The sequence below is a fragment of the Methylobacterium fujisawaense genome, from assembly GCF_014138435.1.
GTDB lineage: Bacteria > Pseudomonadota > Alphaproteobacteria > Rhizobiales > Beijerinckiaceae > Methylobacterium > Methylobacterium fujisawaense.
On the sequence record NZ_JACJIM010000007.1, the window covers coordinates 19,607 to 38,907 of the forward strand.

Sequence of the window (19,301 nt, forward strand, 5' to 3'; positions counted from 1 at the left end):
CTAACCCGTCCCGGCACCGGGCTGGACCGGAATTTTGCCGCGGCCCCGGAACCTTTGCCGTGCATCGCGTGTTGATGTTTTCATGAGCGTTGCATTCGTCAAAGAGCCCGAGGGTGGAGAAGCGTTCGAGAATCTGCCGGATCGGCCGATCTCGCCGCACACGAATTTCGTGACGCCGGAAGGCCTCGCGCAGATCGAGGCCGAAGTCGCCCGTCTGGAGAAGGAAGTCGCCTCGCTGGATCCTGCCGACAAGGCGGAGGATTCCCGCATTGGGCGCGACCTGCGCTACTGGGCGGCCCGGAAGAACACCGCGCAGCTCGTCGAGCCCAAGGCCGGCGACACGGTTCAGTTCGGCTCTACCGTCACGGTGATCCGGGAGGACGAGGCCGGCAAGGAGACCCGCCAGACCTTCCGGATCGTCGGCGAGGACGAAGCCGATCCGCACAAGGGTTCGATCTCCTACGTGGCGCCGCTCGCCCGGGCGATCACCGGCAAGACGATCGGTGACGTGGTCGAGGTGAACGGCAACGAGGTCGAGGTGGCGGAGATCCGCTGAGCCGGTTCAGCGGCCTTCGAAGCGCGGTCGCAGGGGCAACAGCGCCTCGGCAATATGTTCCATGAAGACCCGGACCCGTGCCGCGTGGCGCAGGTCCGGATGCGTCAGGATCCAGAGATCCGCCCCCAGCTCCGGATGCGGCCCGGACAGGCGTTGCAGTGCCGGATTGACGTCGGCGGTGAAGCAGGGGAGCGGGCCGATTCCCAGGCCGGCCTGCACGGCCGCCTCCAGGCCGATCACCGCGTTGAGCCGGAGGCGGATGTGGTCGGGCGGCACCCGCCCTTCCACGAAGCGCATGAACGAGCCCCCTGCCACCAGCCGTCCCGGACTGATCCACGCCTCCCGGGCGAGGTCGCCATAGGCGCGGTCGGCCCGGCCGTAGACCCCCCACGCCGTGACTGCGAGACGCCGCCCCACCAGAGTCTCGCTCGGCTCGCGGCTGATCCGGATCGCGACGTCGGCATCCCGGCGCGACAGGTTGAGCGTCGCCTCGGCGAGGATCAGCTCGATCCGGATGTCGGGGTACCGCTCCGTGAAGCTCGCGAGCATCGGCATCAGCAGCTCTGCGGCGAAGCCGGCCGGCGCGGTCACCCGCAATTCGCCGGACGGGGTTTCGCCCTGGCCGGCGACCACGCGGGTGAACCGCGCCACGTCCGCCTCGATCCGCGCGGCCGCCGCGATCATCGCCTGTCCGGCGGTGGTCGGCACGTAGCCCGTGCGCAGCCGCTCGAACAGGCGCGTATTGAGCTTCGCCTCCAGGGCCGCGAGGCGTCGGAACGCCGTCGAGTGGTTGATGCCGAGATCCGCCGCCGCCGCGGTCAGGCCGCCGCGGTCGGCCACGGCCTTTGCGAACCGAAACTCGTCCCAGTCGAGCGCCACACCCGGGTCCTTGCGTCTGCGCAAGATCACTCTTGCATGGTGGGGCATTCTTGCAAGGCGCCAAATGCGCGATGGAGGGGCACGACGCTGGCCGACGATTCGGCCGCCCGACACATAGGAGAGACCCGTCCATGGCCAAGGTTCTGGTGCTGTACTACTCGACCTACGGTCACGTCGAGCAGATGGCCTACGCGGTCGCCGAGGGGGCCCGCGAGACCGGGGCCGAGGTCGTCGTGAAGCGCGTGCCGGAGCTGGTCCCGGAGGAGGTCGCCCGGCAGAGCCATTTCAAGCTCGATCAGGCGGCCCCGATCGCCACCGTGGACGAACTGGCGCAGTACGACGCCATCATCTTCGGCACGCCGACCCGCTACGGCAACATGGCGTCGCAGATGAAGCAGTTCATCGACCAGACCGGCGGGCTCTGGATGAAGGGCGCGCTGGTCGGCAAGGTCGGCTCCGTCTTCACCTCGACGGCCTCGCAGCATGGCGGCCAGGAGACGACGCTGACGAGCTTCCACACGGTGCTGTTCCACCACGGCATGGTGGTGGTCGGCCTGCCCTACAGCTTCCAGGGCCAGGGCGGTGTCGAGGCGGTCAAGGGCGGAACACCCTACGGGGCCAGCACGATCGCGGATGGTGACGGATCCCGCCAGCCGAGCGCCGTGGAACTGGAGGGGGCCCGCTTCCAGGGTCGCCATGTGGCCGGCATTGCCGCCAAGCTGGCCCGAGACTGAGAAGGCAAGAAAAAAGGCTCGGATTGCTCCGAGCCTGAAAGGAAAAAGGCCATTGGGGGCTGAGAAGGCCTTCGTGATCAATAAACGGATCAGGCCGACATCTGTTCCGCTGCCGGCAAAAATTTCTGCGCCGTCAGCGGGGCGCGGCGGCCCGGGCGAGGCGGTCGCGGATCGCCTCGCCGAGGCCGTCTTCCGGAATCGGCACCACCGCGATGGTGCCGGCCCCTGAGGCATCGAGGTCGCGCAGGGCGCCGAACAGGCGGGCCGCGGCCTCCGCGGGATCGCCCGACGGGCTCAGGTTGAGGCTGGCCCGCGCGGTTTCGTGACCGGCCGGGCGCTCGGCTCCGAACAGCAGCACCGCCTCGCCGGGCTCGATCCGCACCGCATCCAGGCGGACCCGCGCCCGGGGCGCGTAATGCGAGGCGAGCATGCCGGGGCCCGCCGGCCTGTCGGCGTCGGCCGCCTCCGGAGATGCCGGATCGAGGCCGAGCACGTCCCGGAGCGCCGCCCGCGTGATGCCGCCCGGCCGCAGCAGCCGCGGCGCGCCGCCGAGGCAGGCCACCACCGTCGACTCGACGCCCACCATCGTGTCGCCACCGTCGAGCACCGCGGCGATCCGCCCGGCGAGATCGTCGAGGACATGGGCGGCCCGGGTCGGGCTCACCCGCCCGGAGCGGTTGGCCGAGGGCGCCGCCACCGGACGGCCGACTTCCGCGAGGAGCGCCTGGGCGAGCGGGTGCGCCGGCACCCGCAGGGCGAGGCTCGGCAGGCCGGCGCGGGCGAGGTCGCAGACCCGCGTGCCCGGATGGGCCGGGACGACCAGGGTCAGGGGACCCGGCCAGAAAGCCGTGGCGAGGCGGCGGGCCTGCGCGTCGAAGACCCCCTCCGCCAGGGCCGCGTCCGCATCGGCCAGATGCGAGATCAGCGGGTTGAAGCGCGGCCGATCCTTGGCGGCGAAAATGCCCGCCACCGCGGCGGCATCGGTGGCGTCCGCCCCGAGCCCGTAGACCGTCTCGGTGGGGAAGGCGACGAGGCGGCCCGCCCGCAGGAGCGCGGCGGCCTCCGCGATGCCGGCCGCGTCGGGGGGAAGCCGGCGGGTCGCGGTCGGACCCGTTGACCCGGGATCATTCATGCGGGAAGCCGTCTCCGAGGTCATGGCGATGCGAGCCCCGCGCGCCTATCCTCGCCCCGCCCTAGCGCCGGTGCGCGGGCGCGGTCAAACCCGCCCCGGATCGAACGAGCGGGCGGGCCGCAACACGGGAGGATCGTATGAGTTACCGCGCCCCGGTCCCCGAGATGCTCTTCACCCTCTGGCACGTGGCCGGGCTCGATTCCGTCGATCCGGACGACGCCGAGGCGATCCTGAGCGAGGCCGGGCGGATCGCCGCCGGCGTGATCGCGCCGCTCAACCGGGTCGGCGACCGGCACGGCACCCCCTTCGCGGAGGGGCGGGTCACCACGCCGCCCGGCTGGCGCGAGGCCTACCGCACCTTCACGGAGGGCGGCTGGAACGGGCTCTCGGCCGAGGCCGACCATGGCGGCCAGGGCCTGCCGAAGCTGATCGAGGCCGCCTGCACCGAGATGTGGAACGGCGCCAACCTCGCCTTCGGCCTCTGCCCGCTCCTGACCCAGGGCGGCATCGAGGCGCTCGCGGCCCACGGCTCCGACGACCTGAAGGCGCGCTACCTCGAGAAGCTGGTCTCGGGGGAATGGCCCGCCACGATGAACCTGACCGAGCCGCAGGCGGGCTCCGACCTCGCCCTGCTGCGCACCCGGGCCGAGCCTGCGGGCGACGGCACCTACCGGATCACCGGGTCCAAGATCTACATCACCTACGGCGAGCACGATCTCGCCGACAACATCGTCCACCTCGTCCTGGCCCGGCTGCCCGACGCGCCCGCCGGCACGCGGGGCATCTCCCTGTTCCTGGTGCCGAAGGTGCTGCCGGACGGGACCCGCAACGACCTGCGCTGCTCCGGCATCGAGCACAAGCTCGGCATCCACGCCTCGCCGACCTGCTCCATGGCCTTCGGCGACGATGGCGGCGCCACCGGCTGGCTGATCGGCCAGGAGAACAAGGGCCTCGCCTGCATGTTCACGATGATGAACGCGGCGCGGCTCAACGTCGGCCTGCAGGGCGTCGGCGTGGCCGAGGCCGCGACCCAGCGGGCGCTCGCCTACGCGCAAGAGCGGCGCCAGGGTAAGGCCATCGGGGCCGCCGAGGCGACGAGCCCGATCGTGGCGCATCCGGACGTGCAGCGGATGCTGCTGACCATGAAGGCGTACACGGCCGCGGCACGCGCCATCTGCTACCTCACCGCCGCCGCCCTCGACGCGTCGAAGGGCCCGGAGGGGCAGCCCGCCCTGGACCGGGCCTCGCTGCTGACCCCGGTGGCCAAGGCCTTCGCGACGGACCTCGCCAACGAGGTGACCTCGCTCGGCGTGCAGGTCCATGGCGGCATGGGCTTCGTCGAGGAGACCGGGGCGGCGCAGCTCATGCGCGACGCCCGCATCCTCGGCATCTACGAGGGCACCAACGGCATCCAGGCGATCGACCTCACCGCCCGCAAGCTGCCGCTGAACGGCGGCGCCACGGCCCGGTCGCAGATCGCCTGGATGCGCCGGGCGGCCGAGGGTCTGCTCAAGGCCGGCGATCCCGCCTTCGGCCACATGGCGGCACGGCTGCGCGACGGGATCGGCAGCCTCGACCGGGCCACGAGCCACCAGCTCGCCGCGCTGAGCTCCAACCGCCCCGAGGCGGCGCTGGCGGGCGCGACGCCGTATCTGCGCCTGTTCGGCCTGACGCTCGGGGGCGCCTGCCTCGCCCGCAGCGCGCTCGCCGCCAGCGCCGCCCTGAAGGCCGGCGAGACCGATCCGGCGCAGGCCGCTCGCATCGCGCTCGCCCGGTTCTACGCCGAGAACCTGCTCACCGCGGCCGGCGGCCTGGAGCAGACCGTCGTGGCGGGCGGCGCCTTCACGGACGACGCCACCCTGGCGCTGGCGGTTTGAGGAGCGGATCATGGCCGAACCCGTCGCGATCGACGACCTCTCGGGCGGCGTCCGCCTGATCACCCTGAACCGCCCGGAGAAGAAGAACGCGCTCACCGGCGCCATGTACGACGCGATGCGTGCAGCTCTGGTCGAGGCCGACGCCTCGGACCGGATCGGCGCCGTGGTCTTCGCCGGGCAGCCCGGCATGTTCAGCGCCGGCAACGACCTCGCCGACTTCATGGGCCGGTCCTCCGGGGATCGTGCCGGGGACGGGTTCAGCGCCTCGCCGGCGCTGGCCTTCATCCGCCAGCTCGCCCGCACCCGAACCCCGATGGTGGCGGCGGTCGACGGGATCGCGGTGGGCATCGGCGCGACGCTCTGCCTGCATTGCGACCTCGTCTATGCGAGCCCGGCGGCGCGGCTGCGCATGCCCTTCGTCGAACTCGGCCTCGTGCCGGAGGCGGCCTCGAGCTACCTGCTGCCCCTGCGGGTCGGGCGCCTCCGGGCGACCGAGCTGCTGCTCCTGTCCCGGCCGCTCGAGGCCGACGAGGCGCAGGCGCTCGGCCTCGTCAACGCGGTGCTGCCGGCCGACATGCTGGTGGAGCAGGCGGTCGCGCAGGCGGCACGCCTCGCCGCCCTGCCGCGCGGGGCGCTGGCGGCAACCCGGGCGCTGATCCGGGGTGATCAGGCGCAGGTCGAGGCCGCCCTCGAAGCGGAGGCCAAGGCCTTCGACGCGCAGCTGCGCTCGCCCGAATCCCAGGAGCGGCTCGCCGCCTTCCTCAACCGCACCAAGCCCGTCTCGGCGTGAGCCCGCCCGACCTCTCCCGGAAGATCTGCCTCGTGGCGGGCGCGTCGCGGGGCGTCGGCCGGGGGCTCGCCCGCGCGCTGGGAGAGGCCGGGGCCACGGTGATCGTCACGGCGCGCTCCAGCGAGACCGGCCCGCGCACCGAGATGCGCCCGGAGGCGATCGAGGACACCGCCCGCATGGTCGACGCGGCCGGCGGGCGGGGTCACCATTACCTCTGCGATCACCGCTCCGAGCGCGCCACCGACGCGCTGGTCCACTGGACCCTGCGCCGGTTCGGTCGGATCGACGTCGTGGCCTGCAGCGTGTGGAGCGGCAACGAGGGCTATGACGGCGAGCGCTACCCGGACGGGGCCGGATGGGGCACGCCGTTCTGGCGCCGCTCGGCCGAGCCGTATCTCGGGCTGCTCGAAGCCGGGCCGCTGCCGGCCCTGCTGCTCGCCCGCGCGGTCGCCCCCGCCCTGGTGGCGGCGCGGACCGGGCTTCTGGCGCTCGTCTCCTTCGGGACCGAGGATTACCTCGGTGACGTGTTCTACGATTCCGCCAAGGCCGCCACCAATCGGCTGACCCTGGCCTTCGCCCGCGAACTCGCGCCCCACGGCGTCACCGCCCTCGGCCTCTCACCGGGCTTCGTCGCCACCGAGCGGGCGCGCGATCTCGGCCAGGAGGTGCACGCCACCGAGAGCCCGCTCTACGCCGGCCGGGCGCTGGCGGCGCTGGCGGCAGATCCGGATATCGCCGCCCGGGCCGGTGCGGTGCTGCATGCCGGCGACCTCGCCCGGATCTACGGATTCACGGACGCCGACGGAACGCAGCCGGAGCGGTTCCGGGTCGGGCCGTGACGGGCCCTTGTCGGGCGTGTCGTGGAACCGGCGCACGCTCCCGACAGACGGGCCAAACGAGCCTCAACGCTCCCCGGCGGGGCGATTTTCGGCGTTCGGTCCGGCGTCCTGTCGGGATTGGCGGTGCCGATTGCTGCGGGAGCGAAAAACGGCCTTAATTGACCCGCAGGTCAGAGGGCGATCCTGCACCCGGTTCCGTCTGGAGCCGGCGGGGCCGGGTATGTGTGGACGAGGGAAACTGGCATGTCGGAAGCGAACACGGCCCCGCGCGTGCTGATGGTGTTCCCGAAGTTCTACGAAAACTCCATGTGGAACTTCAAAGAGGCCATGGAGCTGCAGGGCGCCCGCGCGCCCGCGCCGCCGCTCGGCCTCATCACGCTGGCCGCGATGCTGCCGCCGGCCTGGCAGGTGTCGCTCGTCAACCGCAATTGCGAGGAGCTGACCGACGAGCAGATCCGCGCCGCCGACCTCGTGATGACCGGCGGCATGCTTCCCCAGGAGCCGGATTGCCTCGTGGTCATCGACCGCTGCGTGGCGCTCGGCACCCCGGTCTGCGTGGGCGGCCCCGCGCCGACCTCGACGCCCGAGGTCTACGACAAGGCCGACTTCCTGGTGCTGGGCGAGGCCGAGGGCATCCTCGACAAGTTCGTGGCCGCCTGGGAGGCCGGCGAGCGCCGCGGCCGGCTCACGGCCGAGAAGTTCAAGGCCGACGTCACCACGAGCCCGATCCCGCGCTTCGACCTGCTGACCTTCAGCCACTACCTCTACATCGGCGTCCAGTTCTCCCGCGGTTGCCCGTTCACCTGCGAGTTCTGCGACATCATCGAGCTCTACGGCCGCGCCCCGCGGACCAAGACCACGCCGCAGATGCTGGCGGAGCTCGACCGGCTCTACGGCCTCGGCTACCGCGGCCATGTCGATTTCGTCGACGACAACCTGATCGGCAACAAGAAGGCCATCAAGCTGTTCCTGCCGCACCTGATCAAGTGGCAGGAGGATCACGGCTACCCGTTCAAGTTCTCCACCGAGGCCTCGCTGAACCTCGCGGACGACGACGAGCTGCTCGGGATGATGCGGGACGCGAACTTCTTCGCCCTGTTCACCGGGATCGAGACGCCCGACGAGGCGACGCTGATCCAGACGCAGAAGAAGCAGAACACCAAGCGTTCGATCGCCGACAGCGTGCACAAGCTCTACGAGCACGGCATGTTCGTCACGGCCGGCTTCATCGTCGGCTTCGACACCGAGAAGGACAGCATCAGCAAGGCGATGTCGCTGTGCATCAGCCAGACCGGCATCCCGATCGCCATGGTCGGCCTGCTCTTCGCGCTGCCGAACACGCAGCTCTCGCGCCGCCTGCGCAAGGAGGGCCGCCTCTACGAGAACTACGCGGCGACCACGGCCGACCAGGGCGATCAGTGCACGCAGGGCATCAACTTCGTGACCCTGCGTCCGCAGCGCGACGTGCTGGCCGATTACCGCGACGTCCTCCAGGAGATCTACGACCCGCCGAACTTCTTCGACCGGGTCCGGGTGGTCGCGCGGCAGGTGAAGCGGCCGAAATTCGCCGCCCAGAAGCTGAACTGGCGCCACATCGCCCACGATCTCTATTCGCTGCTGCGCGTGTGCTGGCGGATGACCGTGCGCCGTCCCGAACTCGCCAAGCACTTCTGGAGCGTGTTCCTGGAGACCGCCCGGCGCAATCCGGCCGCCCTGGAGGCGGTGGTCACCAACATGGTGATCTACCTGCACGTCTACCCGTTCTCTCGCTACGTCATCCGCGAGATCAACAGCCGGATCGCGGACCTCGACGCCGGCCGCTGGGTGCAGCCGCCGGTCCTGGCCCCCGAGGCTGAGACCTGCAAGGCGCCGCCCGTGGGTAAGGTTGTGGCGCGGGCCGAGGTGAAGCACCTGGCTGCGGTGGCGTGACGGGGCGTCGGTTCGGTTCATCCGACCCGCGCCCTCGTCCCGAGGTGCCGGAGCGCAGCTTTGGTCTCGAACGAGACCGCCACCGGGCGGCGCGCTTCCGGGAGCCCGCCTTCCAGGCCCGCTTCGCGGTCACCTCAGGATAAGGTCCGCGGATCGGGCCCGTGCGGCGCCCTTGCCGCCGTCCCCCGTAAACCTTAGCTGATCCCGCGCGAGGCCACGTCCTCCCTCCGGTTTACGGGGCACAAGTCCGGGACGGCCCGGCCCTTTCAGGAGGGCCGCCATGGCCTGGATCTCTCTCGTCATCGCGGGCGTCCTCGAGGTCGTATGGGCCTACGCGATGAAGCAGTCGGACGGCTTCACGCGCTTGTGGCCGACCGCGATCATGGCCGTGTCGATGGCCGGCAGTGTCGGCTTCCTGGCGCTGGCGATGCGCACGTTGCCCCTGGGAACCGCCTACACGATCTGGACCGGCATCGGCGCGGTCGGCGCCTTCCTGGTCGGCATCGCCGTGCTCGGCGAGCAGGCGAGCGCCAGCCGGATCCTCGCGGCCGGCCTGATCGGATCCGGGCTCGTCCTGATGAAGCTGTCGAGCCCCGGCTGAGCGTCAGGCCGCGCGCACGGTGTGCAGGAAGCCGTCGATCTCCCGCCGCAGCTCGGCGGTCTCTTCCGAGAGGCTTGTCGCCGAGGCGAGCATCCGTGTGGCGGCCGAGCCCGTGTCGTCGGCCGCCCGCGCCACTGCGTCGATCGTCCCGGTGACCGCGCTGGTTCCGGATGCGGCCTCGGCGACGTTCCGGGCGATCTCCCGGGTCGCCGCGCCCTGCTGCTCGACGGCGGCCGCGATCGAGGTCGCCACGCCGTCGATCTCGCGGATGCGGGATGCGATGCCGTCGATGGCGTCCACGGTCTGTCCGGTGGCGCCCTGGATCCGACCGACCTGACCGGCAATCTCCTCGGTGGCCTTGGCGGTCTGGGCGGCGAGCTGCTTCACCTCGCTGGCGACCACCGCGAAGCCGCGTCCCGCATCGCCGGCGCGGGCCGCCTCGATCGTGGCGTTGAGCGCCAGCAGGTTCGTCTGGCCTGCAATGTCGGTGATGAGGCGCACGACATCGCCGATCCGGCCCGCCGCCGTGCTCAAGTCCTGCACGAGGCCGGCGGTGGCGCCGGCCTGGACCACCGCGCTCCGGGCGAGTTCGGCAGACCCGTCCACCTGGCGGCCGATCTCCTGCACCGAGGCGCCGAGTTCCTCCGCGGCCGCCGCGACGGTGCCGACATGCTGGGCGGCCTCCTGCGCGGCCCCCGCCACCGTGGCCGAGCGCTCGGCCGTGTGCGTGGCCGTGCTGGTCATCGCCTCGGCTTCGGCCCGCAGGCCGAGGGCGGCGTCCGCCACCCGCGTCAGCACGCCGCCGACCGCGGCCTCGAAGGACTCGGCCAGGGCGTGAACGGCCCGCCGGCGCTGCGCCTCGGCGCCCTCCCGGGCCTGGGCCGTCTCCCGCTCCAGGGCGCGGGTGTGGATCAGGTTGTCCTTGAAGACCTGTACGGCCGCCGCCATCGCGCCGATCTCGTCGCGGCGCCCGGTGTGCGGGACCAGCACGCTCTCGTCGCCCTGGGCGAGGCGGCCCATCGCCCCGGTCATGCGCTCGATCGGGCGCGCGATCCCGAACAGGGCGAACAGCATCGCGGCGGCGGCGACCACGAGGCCCACCACGGTGGCGGCCATCGCGATCAGCTTGGCGCGCGTCGCCGCCTGCACGGTCACGGCGACATTGGCCGCGGTCTGTGCCCGGGCAGAGGCGATGGACTCGGTCAGGCTCGCCACCGCGGCATCGTTCTGCGCACCCGTCGCGGGGTCCAGCACCAGCGCGAGCGCGCCCGGCTGATCGCCTGCGATCATCAGCTCGACCACCTGTAGCTGCACGTTCTGGTAGGCGTTCCAGGCGGTGGTGAAGCGCTCGTAGATCTCCCGGTCCTGGGAACCCGTCAGGCGCTCCTGGTAAGCCTGACGGAGGCCGGAAAGCTCGCCGAGGGTGTCGGTGAGCGCGGTCTGGTTCTTGTCCAGGGCTGCCGCGTCGGGCGAGGCCACCACCAGCCGGTAGAGCCGCAGGCGGGCGTCCCGCACGGCCGTCCCGATGGCCTCGGCCTGGTTCTGCGTGGGCAGGGCCTGCTGGGAGATCGCCGCGGCGTTGCGCTCGATCTCCGACAGGCTCACGACACTGGCGATTCCCTGGCCGACGGCGGCGAGGGCAAGCAGGCCGATCGCACCGGCGAGAACCGTTTTCAGGGAGAAACGCATGGGAGGTTCCGTCATCGCGGCCATGCCGCGCCTGCAGGTCTCACCATGCTCCCGCAGAGACCTTAATATTTTTCCGGTCCTGGAGCAGACTTTGCCGTTAAAGCCACTTCTTCCAGCGAAAGAAAAAGTAAGGGAATACCGCTGCGACAACCATCATGACCAGCGCCATCGGGTATCCGAATGAGAAATCTAGTTCGGGTATGGCTTTAAAATTCATGCCATAGATCGACGCGATCAGCGTCGGCGGCATGAAGACGACCGCCATGACCGAGAACAGCTTGATGATGTTGTTCTGTTCAAGATTTACAAGACCGAGTGTTGCGTCGAGCAAAAATTGAATTTTCGTGGACAGGAAGGTGGCGTGCTCCTCGAGGGATTGCAGATCCCGCAGGGTGGAACGGACATCCTCGCGCAGATCGCGCGGGGCCTTGTTGGTCCGGTAGGTCGCCGACAGCGAGAGCAGAATACGCTCCATGGAGACGAGGCTCTCCCGCTGCTTGGAGATGAGATCGCCGTGCCGGCCGAGGGCGCGTAACGTGTCCTGGAGGGCGGTGTTGCGGGCGGACGGATCCTCCTGCACTTCGAAGATCTTGCCCGACAGGCGGTCGATGCGTTCGCCCTGGAGCTGGAGCACGTCGGCGGCCCGGTCGATCACCGCCTCGATCAGCCCGGCCAGGATGGTCTCGCCCGAGGTGGCCGACGCGCTGCCGTTGCCCATCGAGCGCCCGGCGCGCTGCGTGTACATGCGGAAGGCCTGCGGCTCCTCGTGGCGCACGGTGACGAGCCGGTTGCCGCGCAGGATGAAGGTGATGCCGGCGAGCCCCGGCTCCTCGGCATCGCTGACCTTCGAGAGCACGCGCCCGGTCATGTAGCGGGCGCCGTCTTCCACGTAGAGCAGCTCCGAGGGCTCGATGTCCTTCATCTCCTCGCGGGTCGGCACCTCGATGCCGGCGAAGGCCTCGACCTTCAGCTCCTCCTCGCGGCTCGGGCGGATCAGGTCGAGCCAGACGGTGTCTTCGGGGATCGTGTCCTGGAGATCGATGACGCGGCGTTCAAGCAGCGTGGCTCCGGCGCCGATGGCGGGCTGGTGGATGAAGATCACGAGCAGGTCTCGGATACGGATCGGTCACGGGACAGCGCAGGGCCGCAGCCCGCATCCGGCACCGCGACGATCGATGCAAGCTGTGCCGGGGATGTGGCGCTGTTTTCTGACGCTTCCGTGACATCGCGGCCCAATCCCTCGGAACAGCTCGGCGTCGGTCGCTGCGGGGCCGGTCGCCGCCTCGCCGAGGGCCTTGGCGTCGAAAGGGCGCTGAATAGGAGTGACGGAGCGGTCGCGCGCCGTCTCATGGATCGTCTCATGGACCGCCGCGGGCGCGACCGGTCGCTCCGGCCTGGGCGCCGTCAGCCGACCGTCGTCTGGGCGATCCCGCCGAATTCGGCCATCGCCGCCCGGAGAGGCGCCTGCTCGGTCCGGGTGGCATCGTCCCCGCGTCCGGCGAGCCGGGCTCACTCTGGCGGCCATGGTCGCCTGCCGCCCGGCCCAGGACGACCCTGCGGCGGCAAGGTCCGCCGACCGCGAGCGAGTGCCCCGGACCCAGGCTCAGTTGCAGCCGTCGCAGATGCTGCGTTCGATCCGATCGGTCAGGGCGCGCTCGCGCCGCTCCTCCGTGCGGGACGGCACTTCGGCGGCCCCGAGCGACGTGCCCGGCGGCTTGGTGACGCCGAGGCTGTTGGTGTTCGGCGCCGTGATCGTCGAGGCCGGGCCGCCGCCGGTGCCCGTCTGATCGGGCGCGACCGTCTGTGCCGCGAGGGGAGCCGAGAGGGTGAGACTCAGCGCGGCCAGACCTGCGAGACGAAAATATCCTCGGCTCATGGAACCTCTCCAGTCTTCGAGAGAACGCCGAACTTCACTGCGGGTTGCTTGCCTCATCGGCGCCGCGCCGGCTCGCGTCGGAACACGCCAACCATCTCAACATGGCCCGAATGGCGGAACTGGTCCACCGGCGTGACGGCCTCCAGCCGGTAGCCGCCGGCAACCAGCGTCGCCGCATCCCGGGCGAAGGTGCCGGCGTCGCAGGCGACGCCGATCACGAGGGGCACGCGCGCGGCGGCGAGCTGGCGGGCCTGGGCCTCCGCGCCGGCCCGGGGCGGGTCGAACACCACCGCATCGAAGGCCTCGAGTTCGAGGGGGAGCAGGGGCCGCCGGAACAGGTCGCGGCGCTCGGTGGTGATCCTGCGCAGGCCCGAGGCCATGCGCGTGGATCGTTCGAGCCCGGCCAGGGCGGCGGCGTCGGACTCGACGGCGTGAACGGCGGCCGTCCGGGCGATCGCCAGGCTCAACGGCCCGCAGCCCGCGAACAGGTCGGCGACACGTCGGACACGGGGGCCGAGGGCCGTCAGGGTGAGATCGCAGAGCGTCGCCTGTCCGGCGGCGGTCGCCTGCAGGAATCCGCCGGGCGCCGGGTAGAGGCGGATCGCGTCGGCGGTGACCGAGACCGGCTCGGCCTCCATGAGCCGCTCGCCGTGGAGGGAGAGGCGGGCGAGGCCGAGTTCGCCGGCGATCCGCACCAGCGCGGTGCCCACGCCGGCGCTCACCGGGCCGTGGCCGCGCAGATCGACGTCCAGGCCCTGGTCGGTGGCGGTGACGGCCACGTCGAGGGGCTTGCGCCCATGGCCCAGGGGGGCGGCGAGGCGGCGCGCCACCGCGGGGGCCGCGTGCAGCGCCGGCACGGTGATCGGGCAATGGTCGATCGGGACCAGCGCGTGGCTGCGCGCCGCCATCAGCCCGGCCTCGGCACGGCCGTCGATCTCCCGCACGTGCAGGGTGAGGCGGCGACGCCCGGTCCCGTGCGCGTCGATGATCGGGGCAGGGGCCACGTCGAGGCGGGCCTGGGACAGGGCCTGCGCGACGAGGCCGCGCTTCCAGGCGAGTTCCGCGGGCCGCGCGAGGTGCTGGGTGCGGCAGCCGCCGCAGCGCATGTAGTACGGGCAGAACGGCGCGACCCGGTCGGGGGAGGCCTGCGTGACGGCGATGAGGTCGCCGCGCCGCGCCTCCCGGCGGATTTCCGCGCGTTCCCCGGGCAAGGTGTAGGGCACGAGGATCCCATCCTCGGCGATCCCGTCGCCGCGGGCGCCGAGGTCGCGGATCGTGACTGTCTCGATGTCGGCTGTCTCGCTCACGGCAACCTCGCACCGATCAGGAACTCGGCATTGCCGTCGCCGCCCGGCACCGGCGAGTCGATGAGGCCCAGGATTTCGGCGCCGAGCGCCTCCAGGGTTTTGCGGATGGCCGCGCAGACTTCTGCGTGGACCGCCGGGTCGCGCACGAGGCCGCCGCGGCCGACCCGCCCGCGCCCGGCCTCGAATTGCGGCTTGATCAGCGCGACGACCTCCGCTCCCGGGGCGAGCAGCGGCGGCAGGACCGGCAGGACGAGGCGCAGACCGATGAAGCTCACGTCCACGCTGGCGAGATCGGGGCGCGGGACGAGGACGTCCGGGTCGAGGGCGCGGATGTCGGTCCCCTCCCGGTTGGTCACCCGCGGATCCCCGGCGAGGCGCGGATGCAATTGCCCCCGGCCCACATCCAGCGCGTGGACGTGGCGGGCGCCGCGGGCCAGCAGCACGTCGGTAAAGCCGCCCGTCGAGGCGCCGACGTCGAGGCCGGTACGGCCGGCCGGGTCAAGGCCGAACGCATCCAGGGCGGCGGCGAGCTTCATGCCGCCGCGGGAGGCGTAGGGATGCTCGGATTCCGCCTCGACCCGTGCCCCCGGGGCGATCGTGTCCGAGGGGCGCGCGAGCGGGCGCCCGTCGACCCGCACGAGCCCGGCGCGGATCGCGGCCTGGGCCCGGGCCCGGCTCTCGAAATGGCCGTGCGCCACGAGGAACAGGTCGGCGCGACGCGGGGACGGATCGTCCGTGGGCGGCGCGCGGTCCGGGATAGGCCGGTCTCGGGTCATCAGGGCTTCGTGCGGTCCCGGCAGATCTGCGACGGAGGTTTCGGGCCGCCGCCCTGTCGAAGGCCGGCGCGCTCCCTAACTAGACCGGGCCGGAGAGGAGAGCCACCGTATGACCCGCACCCTGCCGCTGCTCGCATTGCTCGGGACCGTCGCCGCCGGCGCCGCCCTGGCGCAGGAGCCTCCGAAGGAGGCCGCCAAACCGGCAGAGACCTACACGGCGCCGATCAAGAACGCCAAGGGCGACGCGATCGGCGCCATGTCGATCCGCGACGGGGCGAATGCCCTGGTCCTGCGCGTGACGATCCAGCCCGGTGGTCTGCCGCCCGGCTGGCACGGGATGCATTTCCATGCCGTGGGCGACTGCTCGGATCCGAAGTTCATGAACTCGAAGGCCCACGTGAACCACGACCAGAGCAAGCACGGGCTGCTCAACGCCGAGGGGCCCGACGAGGGCGATCTGCCGAACCTCTACGCCGCGCAGGACGGCTCGGCCAATGCCGAGGTCTCGAGCGAGACGCCGCTGAACGGCGAGGGCGGCCTCAAGGATGGTGACGGCGCAGCGCTGATCATTCACGCCAACGAGGACGACCACACCAGCCAGCCGATCGGCGGCGCCGGCGACCGGATCGCCTGCGGGGTGATCAAGTAGTCGCGGAGGGCGAGGGCACCGCCGGCGGGATCGGCCGCGGGCGGCCGGCCTCGTCGATGGCCACGAAGGTGAACGTGGCCTGCGTGACCCGCTCGCGAACCTGGGTGCAGAAGCGCCGCGCCCAGGCCTCGACTTCGATCTTCATCGAGGTCCGGCCGACATGCGCCACCCGGGTATAGACGCACAGCACGTCGCCGACCCGGACCGGCCGGATGAAGGTCATGGATTCGAGCGCCACGGTGACCACGCGGCCCTGCGCCCGGTCCACCCCCGCGATGCCACCGGCTTGGTCCATCTGCGAGAGCACCCAGCCGCCGAAGATGTCGCCGTTGGCATTGGTGTCGGCCGGCATGGCGATGGTGCGCACCGTGAGGTCGCCCTTGGGCAGATCGACCTCCACGGGCGGTGTCGCGCTTCCGGCCGGTGAGAGTGTGACGTGCTGCATGCCGTCCATCCGCCCCGTCTGCGCCGTCAGGACATCAGGCCGGCGAGCTTGAGACCCGCCGCCAGCAGCACGGCGACCGCACTCAGGATGCATTCGAGCGGGATGGATTGCCAGAGGTCCGGCGTCGCCGCCGCAGGCTCGGCGCGTTGCGCAATATCGTTCATCGGGCTTCCTCTCGGGCGCACCGATCTGCCGTCGGCGGTCCCGTTCTCGGCACGATAAAGCAAGGGCCGCCCGCGCGCACCCCGAATCGGCGCATGAAAAAGCCCGGCGGCTCGAGGGAGCCGCCGGGCCGGTCAGGTCGGAGAACCGCTCAGTAGTAGAACCGGCGGCCGTAATAGGGACGGCGGTAGAACGGCCGCGGGCCGTAGTAGAACCGGCGACGGTAATAGGGGCGGCGCCAGTAGGGCCGCGGGCCGTAGAAGCGGCGGCGGTAGTAGTACTGGGCCTTCTCGGCTACTGCCGGCGCGGCTTCGGCGGGCAGGGCCAGCCCCGGGCCGATGGGCGCGGCGGACGCGCCCTCCGGCGCCGCAGCCGCGAAGCCCAGCACCAGCAGGGCCGCGAGCAGGAATTTCCTCAGCACGGTCTCGACTCCCTTCGTGTGGTTACGTCCTGGTCGACGAACCGCACGGGAAGCGAGGGCCCTCCGCCCGGTCCGAAACGCTGCAACGCGTAGGCGAGCGGAAGCGTTGCAGCATAACCGCTGCGACGTTTCGGACAGGGTTGATCGCGGGTTGAGACCCGACGGGTCAGGCGATCTTCGTCGTCATGTCCTCGATGCGGGCCTCGGCGCTTTGGCGCACGAGGGCGATGCCGTGCTCGCAATCCTCGCGGCGGCTATAGCCTTCGCCGGATTCGGCGATCACCTCGCCGTTGCGCGCCCGGAGGCGCCAGCGCCATTCACCCTTGGCGTCCCGATAGAGTTCGAACCGCATGATGCAGGCCCCCATTCGTCCGTCGGCAGAAATGGGGGCACGGCGCGGCCAATAAAAGGATCTGCCCGCGCCGGAGCGGCCGTCCGGTCGGGCGACGGTCGCGGAAGGGCCATCCGCTGCGGGGGGCTCGAGAAGTCCCGGCGACGGACTCGGATCCGGCTCGATTCTTTGTTTTTCGCGAACGAATGCCTGTGTTCGCTCGACATTATTGGATCAAAGCAGTATTCGGCTGCATCGCTGCGGGTGGCGAATCACGCGGCCACGGTCGGGCTTGCCGGGTCGCCGTGGCGTGAACGGATCGCGATGAGCGAGAACAGGGCACTGTCCAGCGCATCGGAATGGTCGGTTCCGGAACGCCGGCTGGCCGCGATCTTCGCCGCCGACATCGCCGGCTATTCGAAGGCGATGCATGCCGACGAGAGCGGCGCCATGCGCGCCCTCCAGGCCACGCGGCGGATCGTCGACCGGATGATCGCGGCCCGTCACGGACGGATCGCCAACACGGCCGGGGACAGCGTGCTGGCCGAGTTCGCCTCGGTCATGGATGCCGTCTGCTGTGCGGTGGCGATCCAGCGAGCCCTCGCCGAGGCCGAGGGGGAGGCCGCGCAGTTCCGTCTCCGCATCGGGATCCATCTCGGCGACATCATGGTGCATGACGGCGATCTTTTCGGCGACGGCGTCAACATCGCCGCGCGTCTGCAGAGCGCCGCCGAGCCCGGCGCCCTGAGGCTTTCGGAAGCCGCCTACCTGCAGGTTCGTGGTCTCTCGGAAATCCCGTTCATCGATCTCGGCCCGCAGCGCCTCAAGAACATCGCACGCCCCGTGCGCGTCTACGCCGTGCCGCCTCCCGACCAGCGGACGTCGCGCGCCATCCGGGCGGGCCGCGCCCGCGCCGCCCTCCGGCCGACGCTCGGGGCCGTCGCGGTCCTCGCCGCCGCGGGGCTGGCTCTGACCTGGCCCCGTCTCGTCGGATCCGAGCGCACGGATGGGCCGGGCGAGCCTCTGCGCCCGAGGCTGTCCCTGGTGGTCCTGCCCCTGGCGAACCAGAGCGGCGAAGCAGACCAGGATTATCTCGCCGAGCAGCTCGCCGAGGATCTCTCCGCCGATCTCGCCCGCGCCCCGGGAACCTTCGTCATCGCGCACGGTACGGCACAGGCCTACAGGGGGCGGCCTCTCGAGCCGCGCGCCGTCGGCCGCGAACTCGGCGTCCGCTACGTCGTGCAGGGAAGCCTTCGGCAGAGCGGCGAGCAGGTGCGCTTCGCCGTGCAACTGACGGATGCCGAGACCGGCGCCGCCCTCTGGGCCGACCGCTACGACGGACCGCGGACCGCCGTCGGCGCCGCGCAGGATGTCCTCGTCGCCCAGGTCGGCCGCGCCCTCGGCGTGCGTCTTCTCGAGGCCGCCACGCAGGCCCGGTCGGGCCAGCCGGCGGATGCGGTGGATTTGGTCATGCGCGGACAGGCGCTGCTCAACCGGCCCTTCGCCCGCGACAACCACGCCCAGGCCCGCCCGCTGTTCGAGCGCGCGCTCGGCCTCGATCCGGCCAATGTCGATGCGCGCCTGGGGCTCGCCGAGGTGCTCGTCGACGGGGTGCTGAACGGCTGGACGACCGAGCGGACGGCGGATCTCGACACGGCCGAGCAGGCGATCGCATCGGTCCTCCAGGGCGACCCGACACACCCCTTCGCGCATTACCTGCGCGGGGAGACCCTGCGCGCCCGATCGCGCTACGCGGAGGCCCTCGCGGCGTTCGACCGGGTGCTCACCCTGAATCCCAGCTTCGCCCGGGCCTACGCCTATCGCGGCCTCATCCAGATCTTCCTCGGACGGGCCGAGGAGACGGAGCGCGACATCGCCGCCGCCATCCGCCTCAGCCCCAAGGATCCCCTGCTCGGGGCGTGGCTCGCCCGGGACGGCTTGGCCAAGCTCCATCTCGGGCAGGATCAGGAGGCGATCGAGCCGCTGCGCCGCGCGGCGGCGGTGAACCCGCTCTTCGACTTCCCCCACCTCTATCTCGCCTGCGCCTTCGCGCGGCTCGGCCGGGATGTGGAGGCGCGGGCCTCCCTCGCCGAGTTCCTCAGGCTGCGCCCCGGCTACACCCTCGCCCGCTACCGAAGCCTGACCTCCACCGATCCGACCTTCCTGGCCCAGCGGGCACGCATCTACGAGGGCCTGCGCCGCGCTGGCCTGCCGGAGGGCTGACCCCGCGCGTCCGCCCGGCGCGGACCGGGCACCGCGCTCGAATTAGAATTTTTTTTCTTCCCGATATAGGCTGGACCCGACCCGC

General features: G+C 71.3%; 20 protein-coding genes. 9 read left to right on the forward strand and 11 right to left on the reverse strand.

Going from position 1 to position 19,301, the window contains the following annotated elements:
* Positions 1–82 precede the first annotated feature (82 nt).
* Complete coding sequence (gene greA / locus GGQ91_RS21115; RefSeq protein WP_043348301.1) at positions 83–556, forward strand: transcription elongation factor GreA; 474 nt, start codon at positions 83–85, stop codon at positions 554–556.
* A gap of 6 nt (positions 557–562) precedes the next feature.
* Here greA and GGQ91_RS21120 read toward each other — a convergent pair whose 3' ends face one another.
* On the reverse strand, positions 563–1,435 hold the full coding sequence (locus tag GGQ91_RS21120; protein ID WP_182592890.1) for a LysR family transcriptional regulator: 873 nt from the start codon (positions 1,433–1,435) through the stop codon (positions 563–565).
* A gap of 131 nt (positions 1,436–1,566) precedes the next feature.
* On the opposite strand from GGQ91_RS21120, the gene wrbA reads away from it, so the two are divergent.
* Positions 1,567–2,169, forward strand: a complete 603-nt coding sequence (gene wrbA, locus GGQ91_RS21125) for an NAD(P)H:quinone oxidoreductase (protein WP_043348306.1) — start codon at positions 1,567–1,569, stop codon at positions 2,167–2,169.
* Between the two features lie 133 nt (positions 2,170–2,302).
* On the opposite strand, the gene GGQ91_RS21130 is transcribed toward wrbA, so the two are convergent.
* Entirely contained in the window at positions 2,303–3,301 is a 999-nt protein-coding gene (locus tag GGQ91_RS21130) for an L-threonylcarbamoyladenylate synthase (protein ID WP_043761423.1), read from the reverse strand.
* 137 nt (positions 3,302–3,438) lie between these two features.
* Here GGQ91_RS21130 and GGQ91_RS21135 point away from each other — a divergent pair, with 137 nt between their 5' ends.
* From GGQ91_RS21135 to GGQ91_RS21155, 5 genes are all read left to right on the forward strand, one after another.
* Positions 3,439–5,178 (forward strand): acyl-CoA dehydrogenase family protein, encoded by a 1,740-nt coding sequence (locus GGQ91_RS21135; protein WP_182592797.1) that lies wholly within the window; start codon positions 3,439–3,441, stop codon positions 5,176–5,178.
* Between the two features lie 10 nt (positions 5,179–5,188).
* Complete coding sequence (locus GGQ91_RS21140; protein WP_182592798.1) at positions 5,189–5,968, forward strand: enoyl-CoA hydratase-related protein; 780 nt, start codon at positions 5,189–5,191, stop codon at positions 5,966–5,968.
* A gap of 32 nt (positions 5,969–6,000) precedes the next feature.
* The gene (locus GGQ91_RS21145; RefSeq protein WP_043348313.1) at positions 6,001–6,807 is read left to right on the forward strand and encodes an SDR family NAD(P)-dependent oxidoreductase; all 807 of its coding nucleotides are present in this window, start codon (positions 6,001–6,003) and stop codon (positions 6,805–6,807) included.
* A 243-nt stretch (positions 6,808–7,050) separates the two neighbouring features.
* Complete coding sequence (locus GGQ91_RS21150; protein WP_043348316.1) at positions 7,051–8,736, forward strand: B12-binding domain-containing radical SAM protein; 1,686 nt, start codon at positions 7,051–7,053, stop codon at positions 8,734–8,736.
* 280 nt (positions 8,737–9,016) lie between these two features.
* Positions 9,017–9,337, forward strand: a complete 321-nt coding sequence (locus GGQ91_RS21155; protein ID WP_043348319.1) for a DMT family transporter — start codon at positions 9,017–9,019, stop codon at positions 9,335–9,337.
* 3 nt (positions 9,338–9,340) lie between these two features.
* Here the strand turns inward: GGQ91_RS21155 and GGQ91_RS21160 are convergent, their stop codons facing one another.
* From GGQ91_RS21160 to GGQ91_RS21180, 5 genes are all read right to left on the reverse strand, one after another.
* A complete protein-coding gene (locus tag GGQ91_RS21160) occupies positions 9,341–11,026 on the reverse strand; it encodes a methyl-accepting chemotaxis protein (RefSeq protein ID WP_182592799.1) in 1,686 nt (561 codons plus the stop codon).
* A gap of 97 nt (positions 11,027–11,123) precedes the next feature.
* On the reverse strand, positions 11,124–12,128 hold the full coding sequence (locus GGQ91_RS21165) for a magnesium transporter CorA family protein (protein ID WP_043348324.1): 1,005 nt from the start codon (positions 12,126–12,128) through the stop codon (positions 11,124–11,126).
* A gap of 501 nt (positions 12,129–12,629) precedes the next feature.
* Complete coding sequence (locus tag GGQ91_RS21170) at positions 12,630–12,902, reverse strand: hypothetical protein (protein WP_043348336.1); 273 nt, start codon at positions 12,900–12,902, stop codon at positions 12,630–12,632.
* Positions 12,903–12,955: 53 nt separating this feature from the next.
* Entirely contained in the window at positions 12,956–14,209 is a 1,254-nt protein-coding gene (locus tag GGQ91_RS21175) for a class I SAM-dependent RNA methyltransferase (protein WP_182592800.1), read from the reverse strand.
* Complete coding sequence (locus GGQ91_RS21180) at positions 14,206–14,985, reverse strand: TlyA family RNA methyltransferase (RefSeq protein ID WP_182592801.1); 780 nt, start codon at positions 14,983–14,985, stop codon at positions 14,206–14,208. Before GGQ91_RS21180 ends, GGQ91_RS21175 begins: the two co-directional genes overlap by 4 nt.
* Before the next feature lie 109 nt (positions 14,986–15,094).
* Here GGQ91_RS21180 and GGQ91_RS21185 point away from each other — a divergent pair, with 109 nt between their 5' ends.
* On the forward strand, positions 15,095–15,634 hold the full coding sequence (locus GGQ91_RS21185) for a superoxide dismutase family protein (RefSeq protein WP_182592802.1): 540 nt from the start codon (positions 15,095–15,097) through the stop codon (positions 15,632–15,634).
* Here GGQ91_RS21185 and GGQ91_RS21190 read toward each other — a convergent pair.
* The 4 genes from GGQ91_RS21190 to GGQ91_RS21205 form a co-directional block, all read right to left on the reverse strand.
* Positions 15,627–16,079, reverse strand: coding sequence for an acyl-CoA thioesterase (locus GGQ91_RS21190; RefSeq protein ID WP_051976177.1), 453 nt, complete (start codon positions 16,077–16,079; stop codon positions 15,627–15,629). The genes GGQ91_RS21185 and GGQ91_RS21190 overlap by 8 nt on opposite strands.
* Before the next feature lie 26 nt (positions 16,080–16,105).
* Positions 16,106–16,243, reverse strand: a complete 138-nt coding sequence (locus GGQ91_RS21195) for a hypothetical protein (protein WP_164706365.1) — start codon at positions 16,241–16,243, stop codon at positions 16,106–16,108.
* 149 nt (positions 16,244–16,392) lie between these two features.
* Complete coding sequence (locus GGQ91_RS21200; protein ID WP_043385676.1) at positions 16,393–16,662, reverse strand: hypothetical protein; 270 nt, start codon at positions 16,660–16,662, stop codon at positions 16,393–16,395.
* A gap of 166 nt (positions 16,663–16,828) precedes the next feature.
* Positions 16,829–17,014 carry a YegP family protein gene (locus GGQ91_RS21205; RefSeq protein ID WP_043385745.1) on the reverse strand — a complete coding sequence of 62 codons (186 nt, stop codon included), beginning with the start codon at positions 17,012–17,014 and terminating at the stop codon, positions 16,829–16,831.
* A gap of 303 nt (positions 17,015–17,317) precedes the next feature.
* Between GGQ91_RS21205 and GGQ91_RS21210 the strand changes: the two genes are divergently transcribed.
* The gene (locus tag GGQ91_RS21210; protein ID WP_051976175.1) at positions 17,318–19,216 is read left to right on the forward strand and encodes a tetratricopeptide repeat protein; all 1,899 of its coding nucleotides are present in this window, start codon (positions 17,318–17,320) and stop codon (positions 19,214–19,216) included.
* Positions 19,217–19,301 lie beyond the last annotated feature (85 nt).